The organism is Kitasatospora sp. NPDC004614 (assembly GCF_042873675.1).
Taxonomy (GTDB): Bacteria; Actinomycetota; Actinomycetes; order Streptomycetales; family Streptomycetaceae; genus Kitasatospora.
Genome location: NZ_JBIALR010000001.1, coordinates 259,623 through 285,246, shown reverse-complemented (window position 1 = coordinate 285,246; position 25,624 = coordinate 259,623). Strand labels below are relative to the sequence as shown.

Here is a 25,624-nt window from a genome sequence, read left to right as displayed (position 1 = left end):
GCCCGTGCCCGTGCCCGGGTACCGGCCAGGGTTCTCCACGGGCTCAACCGGCCCGCGTTCCCGGGATCGTGAGCGGTGGAGGCCGAAAGGCGGCTTCCCGCACCAGCAGAGGGAGCTGACGAGTGATGGAGTTCAAGATCGAGGTTCTGGTCCTCCCGGTCTCGGACGTGGACCGGGCCAAGGACTTCTACGCCCGGATCGGGTTCCGCGAGGACGTCGACTACTCCGGCCCCGGCGGCTTCCGGGTCGTCCACTTCACCCCGCCCGGCTCGGCCGCCTCGCTGATCATCGGCAGCGGCGTGACCGACGCGGCGCCGGGCTCCGAGCGCGGCGTGCACCTGGTCGTGGACGACGTGGTCGCGGCCCGCGCCGAACTGGTGGCGGCCGGGGTCGAGGTCAGCGAGGTCTTCCACGACGCGGGCGGCGTCTTCCACCACGCGGGCACCGCCGGCCGGGTGGCCGGCCCGCACCCGGAGCGGCGCTCGTACGGCTCGTTCGCCTCGTTCACCGACCCGGACGGCAACGTCTTCGTCCTGCAGGAGGTCACCGTCCGTGGCCCGGGCCGGATCAGCCACGTGGTCCACCGCGATGCCGCCGAACTCGAGTCGGCGCTGCGCGACGCGGCCGCCGCCCACGGCAAGTACGAGGAGGCACTCGGCCACCACGACGCCGACTCGCCCGCCTGGTACGCCGCCCACATGGCCCGCGCGGCCGGTCTCGACAGCTGAAACGGCTGAAACGGCTGAAACGGAGGAATCAGGCATGACCGGGTACGGCGAGCAGGCCGAACTCACGGCGTTCGTGACATCCGCGTCCGGCGGCGCCCTCGTGCTGCGCGGGGAGGCGGGGTCCGGCCGCAGCACGCTGCTGCACCACGCCGCCGCGCTGGCCGAGCAGCAGGGCCGGGCCGTGGTCCGGGCGGCGGGCGCCGAGGTGGAGTCCGCGCTGCCCTGGGCGGGCCTGCACCAGCTGCTCCACCCGCTGCTCGGCCACCTCGCCCGTCTGGACGACCGGACCCGGGCGGTGTTCGAGTCCGCCTTCGGCGGCCTGCGGAGCTGCTCGCCGCCGGTCATGCCGATGGGCATCGCCGTCCTCCGGCTGCTGGAGCTCGCCACCGAGCAGCGGCCACTGCTGCTGGTCCTCGACGACGGGCAGTGGCTGGACGAGGCCAGCGCCGACGTCTGCGGCTTCGTCGGCCGCCGACTGGCCGTCCGCCCGGTGCAGCTGCTGGTCGCGGTCCGCACTGACCTCCCGTCGCGCTTCGACGCCGCCGCCCTGCCCGAACTCCCGGTCGCCTCCGGCCCCGACGAAACCGCGCTGCTCCGGCCGGCCCCGGACGAACTGCACGCCGCCCGGGCCGCCCGCCGCGCCTGCGCCCCCGAGCCGGGTGCGCTGACCTGGCAGGAACGCCGGGTCGCCGACCTGGCGGCGGGCGGCCTGACGAACAAGCAGATCGGCGTCCGGATGCACCTGTCGCCGCGCACCGTCAGCTCGCACCTCTACCGCGTCTTCCCCAAGCTGGGCGTCACCAGCCGGGCGGCGCTGCGCGACGCGCTGAGCCGCGCCGCCGGATGACACCTCCCCCTCCGAAAGGACCGAACATGATCAGCAGGCGTACCTTCACCACCGCGGTCGGCCTCGGCCTCGGTGCCACCGCCCTCACGGGCACCGCGTCCGCCGCCGCACCCACCCCGACCGTCCCGGACATCGCCCCCGGCACCCACACCGCCTTCACCGACCTGAAGCGCGTCCAGGCCGGCGTGCTCGACATCGGTTACGCCGAACTCGGCCCCAAGCACGGCCCGGTGGCCGTCCTGCTGCACGGCTGGCCGTACGACATCCACAGCTACGTCGACGTGGCCCCGCTGCTCGCGGACGCCGGCTACCGGGTGATCGTGCCGTACCTGCGCGGCCACGGCACCACCACGTTCCTGTCGCCGACCACGCCCCGCAACGCCCAGCAGTCCGCGATCGCGCTGGACATCCTCGCCCTGATGGACGCCCTGAAGATCCGGCGGGCGACGCTGGCCGGCTTCGACTGGGGCTCGCGGACCGCCGACATCATCGCGGCCCTCTGGCCGGAGCGGGTCCGGGCCCTGGTGTCGGTCAGCGGCTACCTGATCACCAACCTCGCGGCGCAGCGCACCCCGCTGCCGCCGAAGGCCGAACACACCTGGTGGTACCAGTACTACTTCGCCACCGACCGCGGCCGCCTCGCCATGGAGACCAAGCAGAACCGGCACGACCTGTGCCGCCTGGTCTGGGACGAGGTCTCCCCCACCTGGGACTTCGACGACGCCACCTTCGAACGCACGGCCGCCGCCTTCGAGAACCCCGACTACGCCGCCATCGTGATCCACAACTACCGCTGGCGCCTGGGCCTGGCCGACGGCGAACGCCGGTACGACCAGTACGAACAACTGCTCGCCGCCCGGCCCACCATCCCCGTACCGACCATCACCCTCGACCCCGCCCTCGACCCGTTCCTCCCCTCCACCGACGGCGCCGCCTACCGGCAGCTCTTCACCGGCCCCTACGACCACCGCGTCCTCCCGGGCATCGGCCACAACGCACCCCAGGAGGCCCCGACCGCATTCGCCCGGGCAGTCCAGGACGCCGACCGGTTGGCGGCCCACAAGTGACCGGCCCCGAGCACGTCGCCGAGGCCCGCCGCACCCGCTTCGGCACCCTCCCCCAGCGAATCCCCTTCGCGGACATGGTCGAGGAACGCCCGGAGATAGCTACCGATCCGGCCGCCTTCGACCCCGACAGCCAGGCAATCCGGTTCTCCTGCCTGGCTGCCGATCTGGGCCTCTGACCACCCCGGCCGAAGCGGGGACGCCGTCCTACCTCAGCGACCTGAAGGCGGTGCGGAGTTCCTCGGCCAGCAGCTGCGGCTGCTCCCAGGCGGCGAAGTGGCCGCCCCGGTCGACCTCGTTCCAGTGGATGATGTTGCCGAAGGTCCGCTCGCCCCAGCTGCGCGGCGCGGGGTAGATCTCGGACGGGAAGACCGTCACCGCGACCGGCAGCTTCGGAATGGACACCGCGTTGAACGGTCCGCCGCCCGCCTGGGCGCCCTCCCAGTACAGCCGGGACGACGACGCGCCGGTGCCGGTCAGCCAGTACATCGAGATCGCGTCGAGCATCTCGTCGTACGTCAGCACCTTCTCCGGCTCGCCACCGGAGTCCGTCCACTCCGCGAACTTGTCGTAGTAGTACGACGCCATGCCGACCGGGGAGTCGGTGAGCGAGTAGGCGATCGTCTGCGGGGTCTGGTTCATCATCGCCGCGTAGCCGAAACCGTCGCGGTAGAAGTGCAGCAGCCGGTCGTACGCCCGCTTCTCCTCGGCCGACAGGTTCGTGGGGGCCGGGTCGAAGTTGCGCACCCGGCGCAGGATGTCGTCCGGCACCGTCCCCGGCATGTTGACGTGGATGCCGAGCAGCCCCTTCGGCTGCTGGACGGCGAGCACCTCGGAGAGGAGCGCGCCGTGGTCGCCGCCCTGCGAGACGTACTCCGGGTACCCGAGGCGCAGCATCAGCTCGTGGAAGGCGTGCGCGATGCGGGTGAAGTTCCACCCCGGCCCGGTCGGTTTGCCCGAGAAGCCGTAGCCGGGCAGGGTCGGCAGGACCAGGTGGAAGGCGTCCTCGGCGCGCCCGCCGTGCGCCGTGGGATTGACCAACGGGTCGATGACCTTCAGCAGTTCGACGATCGAACCGGGCCAGCCGTGCGTCATCAGCATCGGCATCGCGCCCGCGTGCGGGGAGCGGATGTGCGCGAACTGGATGTCCAGCCCCTCGATCTCGACGATGTACTGCGGCAGGTCGTTGAGGCGCCGCTCCAGCGTCCGCCAGTCGTACCCGCTGCCCCAGTACTCCATCAGCGGCCGCATCTTCGCCAGTTGCGCACCCTGGGTGCGGTTGTCGACGGTCTCACGGTCCGGCCACCGGGTCGCCCGGATCCGCCGCCGCAACTCATTGAGGTCCGCCTGCGGAACCTTGATCCGGAACGGACGGATACCCGCCCCCGGTCGCGGCGCCTCCCCGGCGCCCGTCCATCCCGCCACCCGCCCGGTGACCGCCTGCGCCGGAGCGGACAGGGCAACCTGGCCGGCGACGACCCCGGCCGCCGCCAGACCGAGGAAACGGCGTCGGCCGGTGGTGTTTTCGTGCGCTGCCATCGAGGCCTCCTTGCATGAGAAAAAGATGTGAGGTGTTCCGCCCGCGACAGGACGGAATCAGGCCGGGACCACCCGGTAGCTCAGCACCGGCCACGGCAGGTCGAACTGGGCCAGCGAGCCGGTGGCCCACGGGTGGTCGCCGGTGCAGCCCGCGCCGGTGTACACCACCACGGACGCGGCCCCGGAGGCGACCTGCACCGACCGCGCGGCCACCGACAGCGTGTGGCAGGTGCCGAAGTCGTCGAGATCGACGACGGTCACCGCGCCGCTCCCGCCGCTGCCCGAGTAGAGGTGGGCACCCGGCTGCAACGGGGGCCAGCCGGCGGCCTGCGCCGATCCGGCACCGAGGCCGATCACGGCCGCGACGAGAGCCGCCGCGACGGCCGAGGCCTTGGGAGTGAACATATGAACCACCTTCCGTTCGTGGGACGTTGTTGCTGAGGGGATCAGGCCCGGTTCTCCGCCTGGAACATCCAGCTCTGCTTCTCCAGTTCGGCGATCTCAGTTCGGCGATCAGCCACCAGCGCCGGATCGAGCAGGTCGACCAGCGGACAGACATGGCGTGCCCCTTCGGAGCGGGCGTGCCCTGTCCATCATTGGCGCCGAACCGCCTTTCGAAATCGGTCATTTGACCGCACATCCGCTTCCCCCGATCCGACCCCGGGTGCTTGGCGCATGCAGTCAAATCACGGCCGCCGGCAACGGAGGTCCTCACCGGAGTCGATCCGACCTGGCGGGGCCTCGGGGATCGGGGCCGCAACGATGCGAGCCCCTCGCGGGGGCGGGCGCGCGGGCCGTGCTGCTAGGGCCTGTCCGGCCGATCTTGCCGGGCGCGCGACGCCGGATCATCCCGCCTGGAAGCACCGGCAAACCATCCAAGTACACCCAGTACGAGGACGGTTCGCCGGCACTCCCAGCCGGGCGCCCGACGCCGCGCGCTGATCCGACAAGATCGACCGGACAGGCCCTAGCCCTGCCCGAGGTGTTCCCGTGGAGCAGGCACCTGTCAGCCGAGGAGGTACGCGAGTTCGTTGTGGACCTCGTCAACGCGACGCGTGATGCCGTCGAACTGGATGTCCACTCCAACCTCCACCGCGTCATAGTCGAATGGCGCGCCACCGCCAGGATCCTGGCCGACCCGACCTCACTGCTCAGCTGACCCGGGCCCTCCCGACGAGGACCACGGCGAGCTACCTGCCCCGTGAGCCCCAAGCGCGGCGATGACGTTCCGCCTCCACCCATCGACGACGAGTGGCGCCTGCGATTCGTCACGAACGAGGCCGCCAAGGGGTGGGGTGGGAGCTTGGCGTTGAAGCACCTGGCAACAGCCGGCGCTGCTTCGAGGCGTTGCGCAGTTCCCCGGCCTCCAGCGGCGACCCCGACCGGCAGCACGGACTGCGCGGCCGACTTGCCACCGCGACGCTCGGCGGGCCCTCGGCGAGCAGCTGCGCCGCGCCTTCAACCGGCGGAGCAGCGCGATCGAGAGCCGCCTCCGGGCCCTCGCCGGAAACATCCGAGCGGCCGGCCTGGCCGAGCCGAGGCCGAACGGCTGCGCACCGACCTGGCGACCACCGGGGACGTCATACGCGCCGCCGCCGTGGAGACGGACAACCCGGCCCCACCGTCCCCGTGCTCGGCCGACCGCACCGCACGATTCCTCTCGCGGTGCGGTCGGCCGAGTGGGAGACGAGCTGGACCTACCTGCCCGGCGCTGCGTCAGCAGCAGCCGCCGGCGCCACCGTCGAGCGTCTTTGCGACCGGCGCGGGTGCCGGAGCTCCCGAGCTCGGCACGGCCACGTACAGCAGCCCCGCACCCAGAACCAGCCCGGCGACAGCGGTGACAACAGCCTTGAACATCGCGGTTCCCCCTCCGAGTTGACAATTAGTGCACAGATTCAAGCCCCGTCGGCATCCCGCTGTCAACGATCGAAGGCACCAGCCGAAACGTCCTCAGTTCTCCGGCGAACCATCCGGCAAAATCCGAGTCGCTCACCGCCCTGGCTCCCCGCGGCCCGTCACGAGATCTCGTACATCCCGGCGCCGTCGAGGTACCGCACCGTGTTGAGGTCGCGCTGGAGTACGGCGTCCACCGGGTGCTCCAGCGTGAGGGTGGCCGGGTAGCCCCGGTCGTAGGTGGTCGGGGTGATCGGGTCACCGGGTTCGAGCAGAACGGTGAGGTCGCGGAAGCTCTCCAGCTCCCGGATCCGGTCGAGGGCCCGGTAGCGGACCAGTCGCCCGGCTGCGGGGGCGACCAGTGCGGCCCAGGCGAACGCGTGCCGTCGTTGGTACGCCCGGCCGGCCCGGGTGCGGAAGCGGTCGGGGCGGGCGTAGGCGTCGACGATCCATTCCAGTTGGCCCTCGCCCAGCAACTGGGCGGTGTAGTACGGGAGTCCGGACATCCGGGCGCCCGCCTCGATCAGCCGGGGGCCGTCCGGCGTCAGCTTGATCTCCAGGTGGGCGGCGCCGTGCCGGATGCCGAGCGCGTCCAGCACCTGGCGTCCGTACGCGGCGAGTTCGGGCACCGGCGGTTCGTCGGAGCGCAGCAGCACCTGGGCGACGACCAGGTCGCGGACTCCGTTGGCGGTGATCCGCTCGGTGCGCCAGGCGTCGGTCAGGTGGTGAACGCCCCTGCTGCTGACGGTGTTCAGGATGTACTCGGTGCCGACCAGGTACTCCTGGGCCACGACTTGCTCGATCGGCTCGCCGTGGATCGTCCCGCTGCCGCGGAGCCGGCGCAGCGCCACGACCGATTCGTCCGGCGAGTCGCAGAACGACACGCCGTCGCCCCAGTAGCTGCGCAGCGGTTTGACCACCGCCACCCCACCCAACTGCGCGTGCCAGGACCGGAGTTCGCTCTCGTCCCCGGTGCGGAGCTGCCGCATCGCGGGGACGCCCCGGGCCCTGAGTGTCTCGATCTGCACATACTTGTCCCGGCGCGCGGCGCTCAACTCGGTGCCGTTGGTGGGCAGTCCGAGCTTCTCGGAGAGCGCGTCGGCGAGTTCCACCCCGGTCTCGCGTCCGGGCAGCACCGCGACGACCCCCTTCAGCCGCGCGGCCAAGGCGTCCAATTCGCCGTCGTGGACCAGCACTTGAGCAAACCGCGCCGCATCCACCGGCTCGACACCGAACGGCAGCCCGGGCGTGCTCTGCACCTGGACGACCTCGCCGCCGACCGCCGCGAAGGCGTCGATGTGGCCGTAGGCCGGCCCGAACGCGTCGACGACTGCCACACGGAACGCGGACATTCTGCCCCCTACTGGTTGGCCGGAGCCGATGCGGACGAAAGGACTTCCCGGCGGAGTTCGAGCAGCCGGTGGACGGCGTTCGTGAGGACGTCGCGCACGCTGAACCCGGAGGTGCCGGGGTGCTCGGCGTTCAGAATCCCCCGCTCGCCGGCCTGCGCGCCGATCTCCCTGCGGGTCAGCCCGGTCCGGTCCGGGAACGCCTCCGGCAGTATGCGCCGGGTGATGCCGAGGTGCACCATGCGGAAGTCGACGAACCTGTCGATCAGTTGGACCAGCCGTTCGGCCCCGGCGCCGTCGAGCACCAGCCTGCCGTCCCGCACCGACTGCCACACGTTCATGCCCAGGCTGGAGGCGCTGCGCCACTGGGCGACGACCGGCCGGGACCAGGTCGGGAAGTAGGACATCGCCAGGTCCAGGTAGCTGCCGTACTCGGTGGTCGGCGGCAGCAGGGCCAGTTCGAGCAGCTGCACGCTGGGCATGAACGCCCCGCTCGCGCCGCGCGGACCGCCGGGGTGGCCCATGTGGAAGTGCCGGAACCGGCCGAACGCCTCCCCGGACAGCCGGCGGTAGCCCGCCATGTGCGAGGTGAACTCCGCGGTGCAGCGGGCGGCGTCGTCCAGCACCGCCACCGGTTTCACGGCGTCCGGCGCGGTGATCAGCGTGCGAAGCCCGTACGCGGCGGACCTGATCCACGGCTCGGAGAGGTAGTGTCCGAGGTAGAAGTCCCGTTCCAGGGTGCCGAGTTGGCCGGGCGAGAACACCCGGATGTCGCCGCAGCGCCGGTACTCCTCGCAGTTCACGTCGATCAGCAGCTCGTAGCTCAGGTGCGGATCCAGCGAGCGGAACCGCGCGCTCTGCGCGGAGATCAGCTCCGTCAACTCGCGGGGCGCGGCCAGCGGCCCGGCGGGGGCGAACCCGCCCAGCATGAACAGCAGGTCGAGCTGCGTGACGCGCGCGGCGCGCGGGTCGTCACCGACCACTCCGACTCCCGAAACCAACTCCCGCTGCTTGAAAGCTAGTTGCCGGTACGTCAGCCCGCCACGCCCGACCTCGGCCAGGTCCCCCGGAAGGTCGTGCAGAACGTAGTCGCGAAACGGCGACGGGGACGGAACCAACGCACGAGGCGCGGATTCCACGGAACCGTTGAAGAGATCGTTGCTGTCCACTTCCACTCCTTGTCCGCAACCGAAGCGACCGAGGACGGGGGGCGGGCCGGCGACCCGCCCCCCGTTCACGTCAGGGCCTGACGCAGCGGAAGCTGCTCGCGGCGTTCGGGTCGCCGAAGGCGTAGCGGGAGACCATCGGGTACCGGCACACGTCCCGGGTGACGTTCCGCCCGTCGGCGGTGGGCAGGGTGGCGTGCAGCACGCCGGGGGCCTGCCCGCGCTCGACCCAGGCGGTCAGCGCGGCCATGTCGTCGGCGCCGTTCAGGGCGCAGTGCCCGACGCCGGGGGCCAGGAAGACCCGGTAGAAGTTGTCGACCTTCGCGCTGCCGCCCATCCGGTCCTCGACGCGCTTGCGGTAGTCGACCGTGCCCGCGGTGGGGATCACCGGGTCGGCGTCGCCGTGCCAGCTGAGCAGCTTGCCGCCGGCGTCGCGGAACGCGGACAGGTCCGCGTCGCGGGTCCCGATGGCCGGGTCGAACTCGGCGCGCGCCTTGCGGAAGATCTCCTCGAACTGCGGGTACGTCAGGTTCGCCGAGCTGAACCCGGGCTGCTTCTGCACGAAGTTGGCGACCCACTCGGCGGGGACGATGAACGGCGCGCCGGTGGTGACGCCGTCCGTAGTGGTGCTGGCGGCGAGGGGGCCGAAGTCGGCACCGATCGGCAGCCCGTACCAGAGCCGCTTGCCGTGGCTGTCGCGCGGGCCGTCCCAGATCTTGCGGACCACCTCGGCGTCGGCGGCGCTGATCGTGTACTCCTTGCCCTCGCACACCACCTTCATGCCGATCAGGCGGCGCGGGTCGAAGTCGCAGCGGTTCGGGTCGCTGATCAGCCCGTCCGCGATGCCGTCGAGCTTGTCGCAGGCCTTCAGCGCGGCCTGGTTGAACGCGTTGAACTCGCAGGCGGTCGGGTAGGTGTGCTGCTCGTTCATCACGACCTGCGGCCACAGCGTGGCCACCTCGAACTGGTTCCAGTTGATGGCGGGGGACGCCGCGTTGATGCCGTCGAAGTCGGTCGGGTACTTCTGCGCCTCCATGTAGCCCTGGCGGCCGCCGGTGGAGCAGCCGTTGAAGTAGGAGCGGAAAGCGGTGTGGCCGTAGACGCCGTCGACGACCTGCTTGCCGACGAGCGCCATCTCGTGGACGGAGCGCGAGGCGAAGTTCTCCAGCAGCGCGGCGTTGATCCGGCCCTGCCCGTCCAGCGCCCAACTGCTGTCCAGGCCACTGGTGTCCACGCCCGCGTCGGTGGTGGCGGCGGCGTAGCCCTGCTTGACGGCCGCGGCCACCGAGCCGATGTTCCCGGCGGCGTACGCGGCGCCGCCGGCCGCCTGGAAGCGACCGTTCCAGCCGGACTCCGGCAGCCAGATCTGCACCTTGGCACGGTCGTTGGCGCCCGGGTGGGTCAGCGTGACGGTCACCTCGCAGTGCGCCGGCACGTCGGGGACCACGCCGCCACCCAGCGGCGGACTGCCGGGCACCTGGAACGCGCCCGCCGGCACGGCCGTCGCCGTCACCGACTCCACCGAGGCGCCCTCCGGCGCCGAGGGCTGGAACGGGGTACAGGCGAACGGTACGGAACCGGAGGCGGTCAGCGTCGCGCCGCCCGCCTGGCCGGCCGAGGCGCTCGCCGGTGCGTTGACGGCCGCGGCCGCCGCCAGCGAGAATCCTGCCGCCGCGAGCCTCAGAAGCCGTCGATTCATGTGTCTCTCCTCGAATTTCGGGAATCGCGCGACCACTGTCGCCGCCCCGCCGACTGGAACACATCAGTCATCCGACGTTCTGTGGCCATGCAGTCATCCGACCGATGCGGACGCCCGGCGCGCGGGAGACAGTGAACGCCCAAGCCCCCGAAGACCGAAGACCGAAGCCAGGAGCGTCGCCATGTCGATCACCCAGAACGGCCGCGGACGGCGGCTCGCCGCGGCCCTCGCCGCAGCCGCGGGCGTCCTCGCCCTCACCGGCGCGACAGCCGGCCCTGCGGCGGCCGACCGCGGACCGAAGCCGACCGTCGTCCTGGAGCACGGCGCGTTCGCCGACGCCTCCAGCTGGAACGGCGTCATCGCCCGCCTGCGCCACGACGGTTACCCGGTCGTCGCCGCCGCGAACCCGCTACGCGGCCCGGCCTCCGACGCCGCCGCGCTGCGCAGCGTCATCGACCACATCGACGGCCCGGTCGTGCTGGTCGGCCACTCCTACGGCGGCTCGGTGATCAGCGCCGCCGCCGTCGGCGAACCGCGCGTCAAGGCCCTGGTCTACGTCGCCGCGTTCCTGCCCGCACCGGGCGAGTCCGCGCTGCAACTGACCGGACAGTTCCCCGGATCCACCCTGGCCGGCGCCCTCGACCCGGTGCCGTTCACGAACGCCGACGGCAGCACCGGCACCGACCTGTACATCCAACAGGGCAAGTTCCGCGCGCAGTTCGCCGCCGACGTCCCCGCCGAGAAGGCCGCACTGGCGGCCGCCACCCAGCGCCCGATCGCCCAGGCCGCGCTGACCGAACCGGCCACCGCCGCCGCCTGGCAGACCGTCCCCAGCTGGGACATCGTCACCACCCAGGACCTGAACATCCCGGCCGCCGCCCAGCGCTTCATGGCCGAACGCGCCCACGCCCGCACCACCGAGGTCGCCGCGTCCCACTCCGTCGCGGTCTCCCACCCCGACCTGGTGGCCGGCGTCATCGAAAAGGCGAGCATGAGCTGACGCTCGGTCAACTCGAAGCCAACGCCCCCTCGATCTCCCGCCGGTTGGTGATCCCCAGCTTGCCGAACACCTTCCGCAGGTGCCACTCCACCGTGCGCGGGCTGAGGAACAGCTGCGCGCCGATCTCCGCATTCGGGTGCCCGGCGGCGGCGAGGCGGGCGATCTGCGCCTCCTGCGGGGTCAGTTCCGGCCCGCCGACGGCCCGTTTGCGCACCGTCTCACCGGTGGCGAGCAGCTCGCGCCGGGCCCGTTCGGCGAACGCCTCCTGGCCCATCCGCGCGAACTCCTCGTGCGCGGCGCGCAGTTCGTCGCGGGCCAGGGCCCGCCGGTTCTGGCGGCGCAGCCATTCGCCGAACAGCAGCCGGGCCCGGGCCTCGAACACGCCGAGCCCGCCCGCCCCGAAGTGTCCGACGGCCTCCCGGTAGCGGTCCTCGGCCTGCTCGGGCGGCCCGGCCAGCGCCTCGGCGACCGCCCGCGCGCCGAGCGCCCACGGCGTACCGGCCCGACCCCAATCGGCCAGCCGCTCCCGCGCCCCGGCCGCCGCGGCCGGGTCCCCGGCCCGGACGGCCGCCTCGACGAGTTCGCCGCACGTCCACTGGTGCACCGCGAGATCCCGGTACTCCGCGCCCCGCAGCGCCGCCTCCAGCGCCAACGGGTAGTTGCCGAGGCCGTTGTGGAGCACCGCCCGCGCCCACGCCGCGGTCGCGGTGAGCCGGCCGAGGCCGCACCGCTCGCCCTCCCGTTCGGCCGCCCCGATCGCGGCCAGGGCCGGCCGTTCCCGGCCCTGGTACGCGCCGATGCCGGCCGTCGTGGCCAGGCGCATCGCCAGGCCGGCGCCGTTCTCGACGGCGGTCGCCCCGGCCAGCAGTTCGCGGGTCTCGGCGAGCCGCCCGGCGAAGCCCAGCGCGGCCGCCCGGTGCGGCAGCGCCGTCGAGAGGATCGACAGCGCGCCCGTCGTCCGGGCGGAGCGGACCGCCCGCTCGGTGACGTCCAGCCAGGCCGCGAGGTCGCCCAGCTCGGCGGCGGCGTTCGCGGCCGCCCACAGCAGCGCCGGGTCGTCGATGTCGGGGACGGCGCGCAGCGCCCGCGCCAGCAGCGGGTGCGCGGCGGCGGGCCCGTCCGTGGTCCACGCGGCGAGGGCGCGCAGCAGGACGCCCGCCGGCTCGTCGCCGGGCGGCAGCGCGCGGGCCGCCCCGGCGACCTGCCGCAGTGCCCCGTCGTCGTGCCGGCCGGCCCAGATCGCGGCGCCGAACGCCATCAGGGCGGTCTCCCGCGCGGCGGCCGGGTCGAGCGCGCCGAGCCGGTCCGCCGCGTCCAGCAGCGGCCGCACCACGCCGAGTTCCGGGCCGGCCAGGGCCGCCACCCTGGCCCGCAGCCGGTGCACGTGGGCCTGCTGGAGCGGGTCCAGCGCGCCGAGTTCGGCTGCGGCGAGCAGGTCGGGCACCCGGGCCGTCAGCCCGGCCGCGAGGTACGCGTCCGCGGCGGCCAGCGCGCGCCGCGCCCGTCCCTTCGGGTCGGGGGTGAGCGCGGCGGCCCGTTCCAGGAAGGACGCGGCGGCGGCCCGCCCGCCGCGGGCCAGCGCCCGGTCGGCGGAGCACTCCAGCTCGACGGCGACCTCCTCGTCCGGCCCGAGCGCGGCGTGCGCCCGGTGCCAGGCCCGCCGGTCGGGGTCGCGCCCGCCGTCGGTGGCCTCGGCCAGCGCCTGGTGCGCGGCCCGCAACGCGGTCGCGTCCGCGCCCCGCCAGACGGCGGAGCGCACCAGCGGGTGCCGGAACCGCACCGCGGCCCCCACCGTGATCAGCTCCCCGGCCGGCGCCGCCGCCTCCGGCCCGACGCCGAGGAACCGCAGGGCGTCCCACAGCAGCGGCCCGTCGCCGACCGGTTCGACCGCCGCGACCAGCAGCAGCGCCCGGGTGTCGGCCGGCAGCGCCTGCACGCGGCGCCGGAAGCCGTCCTCGACCCGGGTCGCCAGCGGCCCGGCCCCGGGCCCGCCGAAGCCGAACGCCAGCTCGGCGGGCGACAGGCCCCGGGGCAACTCCAGCAGCGCCAGCGGGTTTCCGCCGGTCTCGGCGACGATCCGGTCCCGCACCCGGGCGTCGACCGGCCCGGGCAGCACGCTGTCGAGCAGCGCCCGGGCCTCGGCGTCACCCAGCCCGCGCAGCGCGAGGTCCGGCAGCCCGGCGAAGCCCTCGTCGCCCGCCCCGTCCACGGCCCGCTCGGCGAACACCAGCGCCACCGACTCGGCGTCCAGCCGCCGCCCGACGAACGTCAGGATCCGCTGCGACATCAGATCCAGCCACTGCGCGTCGTCGACCAGGCACACCAGCGGCGCATCGGCCGCCGCCTCCGCGAACAGCCCCAGCACCGCCATCCCGACCAGCAGCATCTCGGGCGCCGCCCCGCCGCTCAGCCCGAACGCCACCCGCAGCGCGTCCCGCTGCACCTCGGGCAGCCGCTCCAGCCGGTCCAGCAGCGGCGCGCACAGCCGTTGCAGCGCCGAGTACGCGAACTCCGCCTCGGCCTCCACCCCCGCCGCCCGCACCACCTGCAACTGCCCGGCCAGCCCCACCAGTTGATCCAGCAGCGCCGACTTCCCGACCCCCGCCTCCCCCCGCACCACCAACACCCGGCTGCGCCCGCCGCGCACCTCGCGCAGCAGCCGCTCCAGCTCCCCCGACTCCCGCTCCCGCCCGAGCAGTTGACGCTTCGCCTGGTCCGCCATGGTCCCCTCCGGTACGAATCCCCTCCCGGAGGAGCCATGACCATCCTACGAACACCGCCCGAACTGCCGATACGACCTCAGTTCGCGGGCGCCTGAGGGGTGTCCACCAGCAGGTCGAACGCCAGCCCGCTCGCCCCCTCGCCCCGCCCCGCGCCGCGCTGCGCGCCGAGCCAGACGCAGACCCGGCCGCTGCGCCACCGGGTCCGGTGGTAGGCGACGGAGAGCCGGGTGCCGGTCTGCGGGACTTCCTCCTGGTTGACGAAGTACCCGTGCGGTGTGGCGGCGTCCAGGCCCTCGCGCAGCAGCGAGGTCCGCGGCTGGACGGGCGGCAGTACGCCGACGACGTCGGGCATGGCGGCGCGTTGCAGCTGAACGGTGCGGTTGTCGCCGGGGACGTGCACGGGGATGAACGGGATCCAGTTCTCGGGGACGGAGTTCATCGCCTCGTAGGCGATCGGCGCGAGCGGCGCGTCCGGTGGGGCGGGCGGGTGGAGGCGCAGGTGGTAGGCACGGATCTCGGCGGCGACCTCGCTGCCCCGGCGGCCCGGGCCGGTGGGGCGGGGGACGGTCGCCTCGATGCCCCAGACCAGGTCGGCGGCCTCGTCGCGGATCAGCGACACTTCCTCCAGCGCGGGTCCGTCGGCGACCTTGGGCACGCTGGCGGGCAGCAGCAGGCTGGTGTCGGCGGGGGTGTCGGGTCCGGCGTCGATGGTGTCGAGGGTGTACATCGACCAGCGCTGCCAGTTCTCGTCCAGGCCGGTGCCCGCGGGGGTGATCCACAGCCGCTGTCCGAACACGTCGGTGATGGCGAGTCCCTGGATCGACGCGAGGGTGCCGACCGGTAGTTCGCACGGGAGTTGGTACCAGTTGTTGCTGTAGACCAGCGCGAACTCGAGGAAGATCAGCCGGGCCAGGTCGGTGCTGTCCGGCGACACGGCGGCGAAGTTGGTGCCGCCGTCCTCGATCGCCCACCAGCGCGGCAGTGGCATGCCGGCGTAGCGCAGCGGCGCGGGGAAGACGGTGCGGTTGATCGGCGGGAGTGGCGGTTCGGCGCCGCCGACGGGGTGGTCGGGGTCGATCGAGAAGGCGTGCCAGTCGAGTTCGCCGCCGGGGAACTCCTGCGCGGTGAGCACCTTTTCGGTGCCGTCGGGGGCGGTACCGGCCACCGAGAAGCGGTGTTCGAGGCGGCGCGGGTCCCAGCTGTCGTCGCCGTCCGGCTGGTCGATGAGGTCGTCGAACCAGGCGACCAGGCGGGTGCCGAGGGCGTCGAGCGCGGGGTAGTGCAGGTGCAGGATGTCGTTGATGCCGTCGGAGGCGTGGCCGCCGCCCTTGATGTGCCGGTACAGCAGGTAGCCGTCCATCCGCCGTCCGGCGACGGCCTGGAGGGTGGACCAGGTCTCCGGGTCGGACACCCGCGGGGCGTCGGTGTCGGTGGTCGGGTCGGGCAGCGCGATCGGGTACATCCGGACGTACTGGCCGCGGAAGTCGAACGCGATGTTGGCCAGCACCGGGTCGCGGCCCAGCAGTTTGAGCCACCGCCGGCCGATCGCCAGCCGCAGGTCGAAGGCGATCCGGTCGCTGCCCGCCACGAAGGCCGGCGGGCGCCGTTCGGCGAGAGCTTCCAGCGGCCGGTCGTCCGGCAGTGGTTCGGCGGCGCCGTCGTCGGGGCGGAACCGGCTGGGCCGGGTGCCGGCGATCGAGTACGTCGCGGTGACGGGTGAGCCGCCGTCGGTGGCGCGGAACTCTCCGAGCTGCCACTGCCGGGTCAACAGCCAGAGCGGGTCGCGCAGTTCGGCCCGCAGCGCGCGCTGGAAGTCGGTGGTGCGGGGCCGTCCCTCCAGCCGGTTCCACACCCCGACGGCCGGGTTCGTCCGGCCGGCGAGTGCCGTGGGCAGGTCGGCGATGCGGGGCTCAGGCATGGGCGGCCTTCCAGCGCTGGTTGGCGGTCGCGAGGTCGGTGGAGATGGTGATCGGCTGCCGGGTCGCGGACATCACGGTGGCGGGCAGCAGTTGGGCGTAGGCGGTGTTGTCGAGGTGTTCGGGTTCGACGCCGCGGGTCTTCGCCAGGTCGAGCGTCTCGCCGATCGCGGCGATCAGGTCGTCGGTGTTCCAGGTTCCGGTGCGCACGGGCGGCACGACCAGCAGCATGGCCTGCGGCGGCTGGGAGTCCGGGCCGTCGTAGTGCAGCGCGATGCCGGTGGTCTCGCGGTCGGTGGGGATCACCTCTGTCCATTCGTCGAACAGCAGGCCGACCCGGGTGGTGGAGGGCAGCACCGGGTCGGGCGCGTAGTGGGCGGTGAACAGCACCTTGTCCTCGGTGATGGGCGTGTCGTCGGCGAACTCCATGGCCAGCCAGTGGTCGCCGGGCCGGAACGGCAGCTGGATCGGCGTCAACTGCGGTTCGGCGGACCCGAGCAGGGAGCCGAGCAGCCCGCCGGGGCCGCGCAGGGCGTCGCTCAGCAGCACGGCCTGTTCCCACAGCCGGGGCTTGTCGCGGACCCGGGCGATGCCGTGCGCCCAGTCGTCGATCGGGAAGTCCCGCCCGAACGGGGGCTGGGTGAGGTGCTGGACGAGCGTGCCGCTGGCGGTGACGGCGTGCTGCCAGTCGGCGGCGAGCTGCGGGTCGGGCGTGAACTCCGGTACGGCGAGGGCGTCCTGGCCGAGCAGCGCCTTGAGCGCGTCGATCGCCGCCGTGACCTGGTCCGGCCCGGTGACGGCCGCGTCGTACGCGGCGAGCGCCTGGTCCGCGCCGGCCAGCCGGGCGAGGACGTCGGTGTGCAGCGCGCCCGCGCGGTCCAGCAGGTCGCGGCAGAACAGCACCACCCGGTCCTGGAACGGCTGGAGGCTGAGGTCGGTCGGGTCGAAGGCGGTCAGCGGGAGCTTGCCGGCGACTTCGGCGAGCAGCGCGCTGAGCGTGGTGCGGACGGTCCTGGCCTCCGCCCGGAGCGAGGCCAGCTTGTTGGCGAAGGCCTGCCGCCGTCCGGCGATGATCCCGCGCAGGACGGCCGGCAGCGCGGGCAGCGGCGTGGTGGGGGTGGTGGCGATCAGCCGTTCGGCCTGTTGCAGCAGCCGGAACCGTTCGGTGGCGGAGGTGGCGAACGGCAGCGCGTCGTAGGTGGCGAGCAGCGCGTCGGCCTGGGCCAGCGCCCTGGTCATCCGGTCCGCGGCGTCGGCGACGGCGGCCAGCACGTCGCTGAAGACGCCCCGGCGCCACATCGCGAGTTCGCCCCAGCCGCTGCGGACCATGCCGAAGCCGGCGGCCGTGGTGACCAGGTTGGCGTACCCGGTGAGCAGGGTGTCGACGGTGGCGAGGATCTGGGCGCGCTGCGGCGGCGCACCGGCCGGGTAGAGCGGCGCCAGCGTGGCGAGGTAGCTCTCGACGTTGGTGCGCAGCACGTCCAGCGAGGCCCGGACGGCGGCGGGGCGTTCGCGGGGCAGCGAGACGGCGTCGTCGGCGGCCCGGTCGGCGGGGGCCGGTCCGGCGGCGGGCATCAGGTCGGTGGGGCGCAGCGGCCGGGCGGTGGTCAGCAGCGGGCGCAGCACGTTGATCAGCGGGGCGAGTTCGAAGAAGGTGATCCGTCCGGCGACCCGGTCGGTGTAGTGGATGGTCAGTTCGGCGTCGGGCCGCGGGTTGTCGAGGGCGATGACGGCGCCGGTGATCCGGTCGTCGAGGTCGGTCATGGCGCTGTCGCCGGCCGGGCGGACCGCCCAGAGCAGGTCGATCGGCTGGAGGTGGAGGTCGAACTGGCTGAGGGTGCGGCTGCGGGGCTGTCCGGTGATCGGGTCGGTCCAGGTGACCTGGGCGACGACGCCGGTGGCGGGCGGCAGCAGCGCGGGCAGCCAGGCGTTGACGGCGGGTTCGGCCTGGGCGCGCGGGGTGTTGTGGGAGAGCGGGGGCGCGCCGGTATCGGGTTTGAGGCCGGGGGTGAGGCGCAGGCCGAAGCGGTGGGTCAGGGTGGTGCCGCTGCGGGGAGTGGTGACGACGGCGGGTTCGGGTGGCAGTCCTTCCTTGGCGTAGGCGTCGAGGGTGGCGGAGGCGCGTTCGGGGTTGCCGAGCAGCGCCTGGTGGGTGCTTTCGGCGACGGCGAGGTCGGAGAGCGCGTCGTGGACGTCGAGCAGGTCCTGGACGGAGCGGTCGACGACGGCCTGCTGGGCGCCGTTGACGGCGGGCAGGCCGTCCAGGCCGAAGGGGTAGGTCTGGGGTGCGTCTCCCCTGGTCAGCAGGCGGACCAGGGCGAGGCCGTCGATGACGTTGTGGGCTTCGAGCTGGCCGATCGCGAGGGGTTTGGCCGGGTCGGGCTGGTCGGCCTGGCCGGGGACGGTGTCGGCGATCCGGCCGGCCCGCAGCGGGAACTTGAGGCGCAGCGCGGAGATCAGGAAGTCGACCTCGGCCTGTTCGTGGGCGTCGTGCAGGGCGCGTTCGAGCCGGTAGCCGAGCAGCGCGCCGAGGGACTGCCCCTGCCGCATGCCGTCGAGCAGGCCGAGGGCGATCCGGACCCGGCCGGAGCTGAGGTTGACGGCGAACGAGCCGGGGTTCTGCGGTGAGCCGTTGGCGAGGTAGCCAGCCCGCAGCACGGCGGCGGTGCGGGCGTGGCCGGGTGACGGGGCGTGCAGGTGGCCGCCGTTCTTGGCGTCGTGCAGCAGTGGCCCGTTGCCCTGGAAGACCTGGGCGAGCGGCCCGGTGAGGGTGATTTCGGTGAGTGTGCTGGTGTCGCGGCGGCGGACGTCCTCCAGCCAGCCGTACACGCCGAGGTGGATGCCGCGGGTGGCGGGGGTGGTGCCGTCGGGGCCGTAGCGCAGTTCGGCGAGGCGTTCGTTGGCGAGGCCGAGGCGCCAGGCGTCGAGCCGGTAGGTGGCGCAGTCGAGGTGTTCGGCGAGGACGCGCTCCAACCGGGCGGTGGGCAGGGTGGTCAACAGGTCGAGGGCGGTGGCCTGTTCGGCGAGGCGGGCGGTGCCGGGGGCGGTGCCGAGGACGCGGGGGATGTGGTCGACGACCAGGCGGGTCGGGTCGCCGGTGATCTCCGGCGCGGCGGAGTAGAGCCGCCGGTAGCGGCTCTCGCTGGGCAGGGTCTGGCCGGGCGCGGGGATCTTGACGTGGATGAACGCCGGGTCGGCGGCGGCCTGTTCGGCGGGGCTGGCGATGCCGGCGGCGATGGCGAGTTCGGTGGCGGCGTCGGCCCAGCCGAGCAGCAGCGCGTGCCGGGCCAGCAGGTACAGCAGCGCGGACGGCAGGTCGTCGTCGGGGAAGCCGGCCTCGGTGCGGACGGTCTCCAGGTCGGTGCGGGCGTGGGCGGCCAGCCACTGGAGGTAGTTGGCGCCGTCGGCGGTGTAGGGCCGGATCGGGTCGGTCTCGGAGAGCGGCCGGTCGTCGACGGGTGGGGCGAGCAGCGGGTGCTGGGTGTCGGTGAAGAGGCGGCGGACCAGGTCGGGGTCCTGGGCGTTGCCGGTGTCGGGGTAGCCGAAGCGGGTCAGCAGGTCGCGGATCGGCCCGGGCTGGCCCAGGCGTTCGAGGGCGGGCAGGACGGTCGAGCCGAGTGCGCCGAGGTTCTCCCGGTTGAAGATGTCCTCGACGCTGAGCGCGTACCGCTGGTAGTACTCGGCGGAGGTGGGGTGCGCGGCGAGGATGTCCAGCAGGTGCTGGTGGGCGTCGGCCCCTTGGGCGCTCAGGGCCTGCCCGAGGTGGGCGACCTTGCCGGTGGCGGCCTGCCAGTCGGCGGCGGCGGCCTGGAGCACGGTGTACAGGCCGCGGCGGTGGGGCGCGACGGGGTTGGTGTCCGGCCAGGCGAGCCGGGAGAACGCGGTGGTGGGCAGGATCCCGTAGGGCTGCCGGCCGATCTGTACGGCGGGGACGGGGCCGCGGCCGGAGACGTGGTCGAGGTAGTACTGCCGGGTCTGTTCGACGACGGCCCGGCCGAAGATCGGGTGCAGCACGGTCTGCAGCTGGTTGCCCCAGGTGGCGGGCCACAGCGCGGTGTCGGCGGCGCGGGCGTCGCGCTGGTCGGTGCTGTCGGAGTTGGCCATGCCGGCCAGGGCGGCGGGGTCGAGGCCGAGCAGTTCGGCGAACCACTGGCCGTCGGTGCGGGTGGTCCAGTCCGCCCCGGCGGCGGCGGAGCGCAGGGCGCTGTCGGCCCGCTGGGTGGGGTCGGTGCCGGCGGGTGCCTGGGCGCTGTTGTTGGTGGGGGTGCCCTGGGGCAGCAGGCCGAGTCCGGCGGGGCTGCGGAGTTGGCGGGTGAGCCGGTCGGTCAGGTCGGCGGCGGACTGCGCCGGGGTGGACTGGGCGCGCAGGCCGAGCACCACCAGCCGGTCGAGGCCGCCGGCCAGGGCGGTGGTCAGTGGGATCCGGAAGCCCATGCCGTCGGTGACGGCCCGGTCGAAGTCGGTCAGCCACAGCAGCGCGTCGGGGACGGTCAGCACGCCGGTGGTCTCGTCGACCTTCATCGGGTCGGTGGAACTCGGGTCGGGGCTGACCTGGAGGCTCGCGGGGACGGGGTTGCCGACCAGGTCGACGACCTTGGTGCCGCCGGCCCAGCCGAGCAGCCGGAACCGGTCGGGCAGCAGGCCGGCGGTGGCGGCGACCGTCCAGGGCTGCGGGGCGATGCCGGTGTCGGGCGGGCGGGGCACCACGGGGAAGGCGACCAGGACGGCGTCGCCGCTCGCCAGCGGCGCGGCGTCGATGCCGGCGGGCCGGCGGGCCCGGATCGGCGCCGCCCTGGCCGGGCCGACGGCGGCGAGCAGCGCGGTGTCGGCGGCCCGCAGCTTCACCCGGTCGCCGTGGGCGCGCCAGACCGCCGTCCAGTAGTCGACCGTCGGCTGCCGGTCGGCGGCGGCCAGCGCGGTGGCGGTGAGGATGACGAGCACGGTGGTGCCGGCGGGGACGGGCATCGGCCGGTCGCCGGGGTTGGCGGGCTGGTGGTTGCTCAGCAGCCAGGTCGCCCGGCCGGGGGCGATCCGGCCGACCAGTTCGTGCCAGGCCGCCCGGTCGCCGACGGGGTCTCCGCCGGTGCGCCACAGCGCGGTCCAGTAGGCGTCGAGGGCGCCGAGTTCGGCCTCGGTGGGCCGCGGTTCGAAGGTGTCGACGGACCAGTCGTCGGGGAAGACGCGGACCAGCAGTTCGGTGGCGGTGAACGTGGTCTCGATCCGTACCGGGCCGAGCAGGACGGGGAAGTCGTCGCTCAGGGCGTTGTCGGCCATACAGGGAGCATCTCCTGTGCGTGAATGGCGACCATGATCGGCGCCCGGAAGAGGATGTAGGCGATGTCGGCGGAGCTGAGCCGGGAGTACCAGAGCGGCAGCGTCGCGTCCTCGGTGTGCTGCTGCTTGGTGTCCGGGTCCTCCTCGGCGGGGTCGAGGGGCGCCAGCGGGACGTTCGTGGTGTCGGTGAACTCGACGAAGCCGGTCCCGCCCGGGTCCACGTCCTGCCAGTTGAGGTCGTTCCACAGCTCGACGGGCGGCTGCGGTCCGGGGTCCGGCTCGTTGAGGCCGAAGCGGGGTTCGCCGGGGCGTTCCTTGATGACGAAGAACCAGCCGGGGTCGGCGGGCGGATTGCCGCGCGCCTCGGCGGCGTCCAGGTCGAACCCGATCAGGTAGATGTCGGGTTCGACCTTGGCCTCGTAGAGCGGCAGCCGGACCAGGTCGGGCGTCGGGTGGTCCTCGTCGGGCAGCGGCGCGGGGATGCGTTCCCCGGTGGTGATCGGGTTGCCGGCGTCGTCCAGCGGCCAGGCCGCCTTGTGGGCGTACACGGCGGTGTTCGGGTACTTCTTCAGCAGTTCGCCGCGGACGACCAGCACCAGGTCGTCCTTCTGCGCGGTGCCTGGCTGCTGCCGGTTGTCGTTCTCGCCGAGCAGCGCGGCGGGGCCCCAGCGGTGGATCGGTTGGATGTCGTAGAGCCGTTCGCGGCGCTGGTCGGGGGTCTCGCCGGGCGGGGAGAGCGCGGCCCGCGGGTCCCAGAACTGGCGGAACGGGGTGCCGCGCTGGTCGGTCGGGTACTCGCGCCAGAGCATCAGCCGGGCCATCTCGTGGTTGAGGCCGACCAGGTACGACTCGATGAAGCGGCGGTTGTTGGCCAGCAGGGTGATCGAGTTCGCCGGGATCAGGTCCAGGTTGGGCGCGAAGACGTCCGTCGACTGGTCGAGCAGCGAGCGGTACATCGGCAGGTCGATCACCGGGTAGGCCATCGCCTCGATGAAGTTCTCGGCGAACGGGCGCAGCCGCTCGGGCACGTCCACCGAGCCGAGCAGGCACCGGGGGACGGTGGTGTCCGGGTGCAGCCCCGTCAGCACCGCGTCCGTCGTCCCGGCGACGCCGAGCGGGCCCCGGGCGGGGGCCTGTCCGACGGCGCCGGCCGCGTCCCAGCCCTGGTAGAGCTCGGTGAGGGCGCCCTTGAACTGCTGCGCCTCGAGGCTGTCGACGTTTCCGCCGGTGGTCGGCGGGACGGGGTCGCCGATGTCCTTGAGGACGAAGTCCGGGCTGTGCGGCAGCGAGCCCACCGGGTCCGCCGCCAGGCCGATCACGGGGTGCAGCACCTGCTCGAGCTGGTCCGGGGTCACCAGGGCGGCCGGTTTGACCTTGGGCGCGGCGGCGGTGACGGCGCCGGTGTCGGCGTCCATCCGCGGCAGCAGCGCCTCGCGGGGCTGGTCGGGCGGGAAGGTCAGCGAGCGCATCAGCCGGGCACCCGGGCGGATGAGGCGACGCATGGTGGCCGACAGCGGCGCCTCGGCGACCCGGCTGGCCGCCACCTGGAAGCCGACGGCCAGTTGCTCGGCGGCGGCGTCGATCGCCGCACCGGGCCCCGGAGTGGTGACGCGGGGGTGGGCGGGCGCGGTCAGCGTCAGGTATTTGCCGGTGGGCGGCGGCGGCACCGCGCCGGCCGGGGCGGCGGGCGGCGACAGGTGCTTGACCTGGAGCCGGTGCCCGACCTCGCGGGCCAGCTGGGCGGCGCGGATCTTCGCGTTGGCCGTCAGGACGTCGCCGATCTGGGCCCACGCGGCGTCCATGAACTCGTCCTGCCGCGCCTGGACGACCTTGGTGCCGAAGTTCGCGGCGACCCGGTGCCGCGGGTCGAGGTTGAGCCGGTGCACCCAGTTGCGGTTGGCGGGCGAGGGCAGCGGCTGACCGGCGTCGTCGATCAGCAGGTGGTTGGTGAGCGCGTGCCAGCGGCCGTACAGCGGTGGGGTGATCACCGGGTCGACGCCGGCCGACAGCGACATCGCCTGGTCGGCGGGCAGCGCGCCGTTCGCGGCCGCCGGGGTGGCGGACTGGTAGGCCTCGGCGAGGTTGACCAGGTTGGCCAGCGCCTGCTCGAAGGGGTGCGGGTAGGGCGCGGCGGGCGCCGGCTGGTCGTAGAAGTTGTCCCAGTTCTCCCAGGCGTCGATGGGCTGTTCGGGCAGCTGGAGCGCGCCGCCGAGCTTCAGCACCCCGCCGATCGCGGCCGGGGTGGTGATCGGCGGCAGACCCGGCCCGGCCGAGCGGTGCACGTCCATGTCCCGGCGGCCGACCGCGGGGTCGGGGCGGCGCGGCTTCAGCAGCCGTACCAGGTACTCGAAGTCGCCGGTGGCGCCGGTGGTGAACGCCCACCGCTGGTAGTAGGGCAGTTGGCCCGCGCCCATGCGGTTGGGGTAGTCCGGGCCCCAGCTGGAGTACAGCGCGGCGGGCGACAGCGCCGGGTCGAACCCGAGCCCGGCGAGCCGTCCGGTCTCGAACGCCGGGACGAGGAACGCCTCGTACGCCACGTCGTGCTGGAGGTGGCGCGGGCAGACCAGCCGCGAACAGGCCCGGTCCGGGTCGGTGCGCAGGATCTCGGCGAGCTCCCCGAGCACCGGATCGCCCGGTCCGCCGAGCTCCCGCGCCACCGGATCGTCCAGCGAACCGTTGACGTGCACGTGCGCCCAGGCGCCGAGCTGGTCGGGCGGCGGGAACACGTTCGGGTTCTTGACGGTGACGAACGGCAGCGGGGTGCCGCCGCCGCCCTCCTCGAACTCGGCGGGCGCACCGTTCGCGTCCGCCCTGGCGGCGAGCACGACGAGCGCCAGCCAGGGCGCGAGCCGGTCGGTGGAGCCGTCGGCCACCGCCGGGCTGTACCGCCAGGGGAAGTCCTCGTCGTAGAACTCGATGTGCGCCAGGTAGTTGGGCTCGATGTTGGTGGTGCCCGGCAGCGGCTCCCGCCGGGAGATCGCCCGCCCCTCGACACCGACGATGTCGCCCGGACCGTACAGCTGCACCGCCCGCTCGACACGCTGACTCAGCGGGCTGCCGTCCAGGCCCTCACCGCTCAGCAGCAGCTTGACGGGAATGGTGGCGCGGGCCGCCGCACCCGGGTCCTGGGTGATCCGGGTGGACAGGCCGGTGCGCAGCCACGGCAGGAACGAGTAGCCGTTCGCGGTCATGCCCCACTCCCGTTGAACAGCTCGGTGGCGGCGGTGAGTTCGGTCGTCGTCGGGTCGGCGGCGGCCAGTCCGGCGCGGGCGGCGCCGCCCGCCGCGAGCACCCGGCCGTCGGGCAGAACGGCCACCGCGAAGCCCCACCGGCCGGTGGGCATGCCCGGTTGGGCGGTCCAGGCATCGGCGGCCGAGTCGTACTGGACGACGCTGCGGAAACCGGCCTCGTCGGCCTCGCTCCCGGTGCCGCCGACCACCAGCACCCCGCCGGTGCCGACCGCGACAGCGCGGTGCTGGGCGCGCCCGGCGGGCATGTCCTTGGCGGCGGTCCAGACGCCGGTGGTGAGGTCGTACTTCTCCGCCGTCCGCCGGCTGACCGGATCGAAGGTGCCGTCGTCCCCCGCCCCCGGCGCCCGGCCGCCGGTCACCAGCACGGTGGTGTCGGACAGCGCGGTCGCCTGGTGCAGGGCGCGCGGACGCAGCAGGCTGCCGGTCGGGCTCCAGGTGCCGGTGGTCGGGTCGTACAGCTCGCAGAACGCGATGGCCGGGTCCTGGCCGGTCCCGGCGGACGCGGTGCCGCCGACCGCCAGCACCTTGCCGTCCTTCAGCACCACCGCGACATGCCCCGACCGCGCGTCGGTGAGATCACCCGTCACCGTCCAGGTCCCCGCCGCCGGGTCGTACAACTCGGCGGACCGCAGCGCCTTGGTGGTGCTGCCGGACCGGACGGCGCTGCCTCCCGCCACCAGCACCTTGCCGTTCGGCAGCAGCACCGCGCTGTGCCCCCAGCGGGCCTGGTTCATCGTCGCGGCCGGCGTCCAGGTGCCGGCCACCGGGTCGTAGACCTCGGCCGAGGCCAGCCCCGGCGCGGTGGATCCGCCGATGCCCCCACAGGCCAGCACCTTCCCGTCGGCCAGCGCCACCACGGCGTGCAGCCGCCGCGGCGAGGGCTGAGTGGCGGTCGCCGTCCAGGTGTCGGCGGCCGGGTCGTACACCACGGCCTGCCCGCGAGCCGCTCCGCTCGGGTCGCTGCCGCCGATCGCCAGCACCTTCGAGGTCCCCTTCAGCACGACCGGCCCGTCGTGCTGCCCGTACCAGGCCGTGGCCGCGGTCAGATCGTGAGCGGCGGTCCACTTCGCTGCGGCCGGCGCGATGGTGCTGGTCATGGGGGTCGAACCTTCCGTCATGGGGGTTTACGTCATCGGGCCTCGGCGGCGGCAAACGGGTCCACCCGGAGGCGGGTC

The 25,624-nt window shown here is 73.6% G+C and carries 15 protein-coding genes and 2 pseudogenes; 7 read left to right on the top strand and 10 right to left on the bottom strand.

Annotated elements, in window-relative coordinates; translation table 11 throughout:
* Positions 1-125 precede the first annotated feature (125 nt).
* The 5 genes and pseudogenes from ACFYST_RS01175 (at position 126) to ACFYST_RS01155 (ending at position 2,818) form a co-directional block, all read left to right on the top strand.
* A complete protein-coding gene (locus ACFYST_RS01175; RefSeq protein ID WP_387859021.1) occupies positions 126-728 on the top strand; it encodes a VOC family protein in 603 nt (200 codons plus the stop codon).
* Positions 729-762: 34 nt separating this feature from the next.
* Positions 763-1,209 (top strand): annotated as a pseudogene (locus ACFYST_RS01170) (ATP-binding protein); the annotation flags it as partial.
* A gap of 177 nt (positions 1,210-1,386) precedes the next feature.
* Positions 1,387-1,575: pseudogene (locus tag ACFYST_RS01165) on the top strand (helix-turn-helix transcriptional regulator); the annotation flags it as partial.
* 26 nt (positions 1,576-1,601) lie between these two features.
* Positions 1,602-2,642 (top strand): alpha/beta fold hydrolase, encoded by a 1,041-nt coding sequence (locus ACFYST_RS01160; protein ID WP_387636091.1) that lies wholly within the window; start codon positions 1,602-1,604, stop codon positions 2,640-2,642.
* Complete coding sequence (locus ACFYST_RS01155; RefSeq protein ID WP_387636093.1) at positions 2,639-2,818, top strand: hypothetical protein; 180 nt, start codon at positions 2,639-2,641, stop codon at positions 2,816-2,818. Before ACFYST_RS01160 ends, ACFYST_RS01155 begins: the two co-directional genes overlap by 4 nt.
* A gap of 28 nt (positions 2,819-2,846) precedes the next feature.
* Here the strand turns inward: ACFYST_RS01155 and ACFYST_RS01150 are convergent, their stop codons facing one another.
* Together ACFYST_RS01150 and ACFYST_RS01145 are read right to left on the bottom strand one after the other, a co-directional pair.
* On the bottom strand, positions 2,847-4,178 hold the full coding sequence (locus ACFYST_RS01150; protein ID WP_387859019.1) for an alpha/beta fold hydrolase: 1,332 nt from the start codon (positions 4,176-4,178) through the stop codon (positions 2,847-2,849).
* 57 nt (positions 4,179-4,235) lie between these two features.
* Complete coding sequence (locus ACFYST_RS01145; RefSeq protein WP_387859017.1) at positions 4,236-4,583, bottom strand: hypothetical protein; 348 nt, start codon at positions 4,581-4,583, stop codon at positions 4,236-4,238.
* A 628-nt stretch (positions 4,584-5,211) separates the two neighbouring features.
* Between ACFYST_RS01145 and ACFYST_RS01140 the strand changes: the two genes are divergently transcribed.
* Entirely contained in the window at positions 5,212-5,337 is a 126-nt protein-coding gene (locus tag ACFYST_RS01140; protein ID WP_387859015.1) for a hypothetical protein, read from the top strand.
* Between the two features lie 856 nt (positions 5,338-6,193).
* On the opposite strand, the gene ACFYST_RS01135 is transcribed toward ACFYST_RS01140, so the two are convergent.
* The 3 genes from ACFYST_RS01135 to ACFYST_RS01125 form a co-directional block, all read right to left on the bottom strand.
* Positions 6,194-7,423 carry a biotin carboxylase gene (locus tag ACFYST_RS01135; protein WP_387859014.1) on the bottom strand — a complete coding sequence of 410 codons (1,230 nt, stop codon included), beginning with the start codon at positions 7,421-7,423 and terminating at the stop codon, positions 6,194-6,196.
* 8 nt (positions 7,424-7,431) lie between these two features.
* On the bottom strand, positions 7,432-8,589 hold the full coding sequence (locus ACFYST_RS01130; protein ID WP_387859012.1) for a hypothetical protein: 1,158 nt from the start codon (positions 8,587-8,589) through the stop codon (positions 7,432-7,434).
* Positions 8,590-8,659: 70 nt separating this feature from the next.
* Positions 8,660-10,285 (bottom strand): tannase/feruloyl esterase family alpha/beta hydrolase, encoded by a 1,626-nt coding sequence (locus tag ACFYST_RS01125; protein WP_387859010.1) that lies wholly within the window; start codon positions 10,283-10,285, stop codon positions 8,660-8,662.
* Positions 10,286-10,466: 181 nt separating this feature from the next.
* On the opposite strand from ACFYST_RS01125, the gene ACFYST_RS01120 reads away from it, so the two are divergent.
* On the top strand, positions 10,467-11,285 hold the full coding sequence (locus ACFYST_RS01120) for an alpha/beta fold hydrolase (RefSeq protein ID WP_387859008.1): 819 nt from the start codon (positions 10,467-10,469) through the stop codon (positions 11,283-11,285).
* 7 nt (positions 11,286-11,292) lie between these two features.
* Here the strand turns inward: ACFYST_RS01120 and ACFYST_RS01115 are convergent, their stop codons facing one another.
* The 5 genes from ACFYST_RS01115 to ACFYST_RS01095 form a co-directional block, all read right to left on the bottom strand.
* On the bottom strand, positions 11,293-14,007 hold the full coding sequence (locus ACFYST_RS01115; protein ID WP_387859006.1) for an ATP-binding protein: 2,715 nt from the start codon (positions 14,005-14,007) through the stop codon (positions 11,293-11,295).
* 77 nt (positions 14,008-14,084) lie between these two features.
* On the bottom strand, positions 14,085-15,926 hold the full coding sequence (locus tag ACFYST_RS01110) for a hypothetical protein (protein ID WP_387859005.1): 1,842 nt from the start codon (positions 15,924-15,926) through the stop codon (positions 14,085-14,087).
* Positions 15,919-21,198 carry a hypothetical protein gene (locus ACFYST_RS01105; RefSeq protein WP_387859003.1) on the bottom strand — a complete coding sequence of 1,760 codons (5,280 nt, stop codon included), beginning with the start codon at positions 21,196-21,198 and terminating at the stop codon, positions 15,919-15,921. Before ACFYST_RS01105 ends, ACFYST_RS01110 begins: the two co-directional genes overlap by 8 nt.
* Positions 21,180-24,389 (bottom strand): hypothetical protein, encoded by a 3,210-nt coding sequence (locus tag ACFYST_RS01100; protein ID WP_387859001.1) that lies wholly within the window; start codon positions 24,387-24,389, stop codon positions 21,180-21,182. The genes ACFYST_RS01105 and ACFYST_RS01100 overlap by 19 nt, the downstream gene beginning before the upstream one ends.
* On the bottom strand, positions 24,386-25,546 hold the full coding sequence (locus tag ACFYST_RS01095) for a Kelch repeat-containing protein (RefSeq protein ID WP_387858999.1): 1,161 nt from the start codon (positions 25,544-25,546) through the stop codon (positions 24,386-24,388). Before ACFYST_RS01095 ends, ACFYST_RS01100 begins: the two co-directional genes overlap by 4 nt.
* Between the last annotated feature and the right edge of the window lie 78 nt (positions 25,547-25,624).

Coding starts and splice junctions, on each gene's coding strand:
- ACFYST_RS01125 (WP_387859010.1), bottom strand. CDS start 10,285: ATGAATCGACGGCTTCTGAGGCTCGCGGCGGCAGGATTCTCGCTGGCG.
- ACFYST_RS01110 (WP_387859005.1), bottom strand. CDS start 15,926: ATGCCTGAGCCCCGCATCGCCGACCTGCCCACGGCACTCGCCGGCCGG.
- ACFYST_RS01100 (WP_387859001.1), bottom strand. CDS start 24,389: ATGACCGCGAACGGCTACTCGTTCCTGCCGTGGCTGCGCACCGGCCTG.
- ACFYST_RS01105 (WP_387859003.1), bottom strand. CDS start 21,198: ATGGCCGACAACGCCCTGAGCGACGACTTCCCCGTCCTGCTCGGCCCG.
- ACFYST_RS01145 (WP_387859017.1), bottom strand. CDS start 4,583: ATGTTCACTCCCAAGGCCTCGGCCGTCGCGGCGGCTCTCGTCGCGGCC.
- ACFYST_RS01095 (WP_387858999.1), bottom strand. CDS start 25,546: ATGACCAGCACCATCGCGCCGGCCGCAGCGAAGTGGACCGCCGCTCAC.
- ACFYST_RS01150 (WP_387859019.1), bottom strand. CDS start 4,178: ATGGCAGCGCACGAAAACACCACCGGCCGACGCCGTTTCCTCGGTCTG.
- ACFYST_RS01175 (WP_387859021.1), top strand. CDS start 126: ATGGAGTTCAAGATCGAGGTTCTGGTCCTCCCGGTCTCGGACGTGGAC.
- ACFYST_RS01120 (WP_387859008.1), top strand. CDS start 10,467: ATGTCGATCACCCAGAACGGCCGCGGACGGCGGCTCGCCGCGGCCCTC.
- ACFYST_RS01135 (WP_387859014.1), bottom strand. CDS start 7,423: ATGTCCGCGTTCCGTGTGGCAGTCGTCGACGCGTTCGGGCCGGCCTAC.
- ACFYST_RS01160 (WP_387636091.1), top strand. CDS start 1,602: ATGATCAGCAGGCGTACCTTCACCACCGCGGTCGGCCTCGGCCTCGGT.
- ACFYST_RS01115 (WP_387859006.1), bottom strand. CDS start 14,007: ATGGCGGACCAGGCGAAGCGTCAACTGCTCGGGCGGGAGCGGGAGTCG.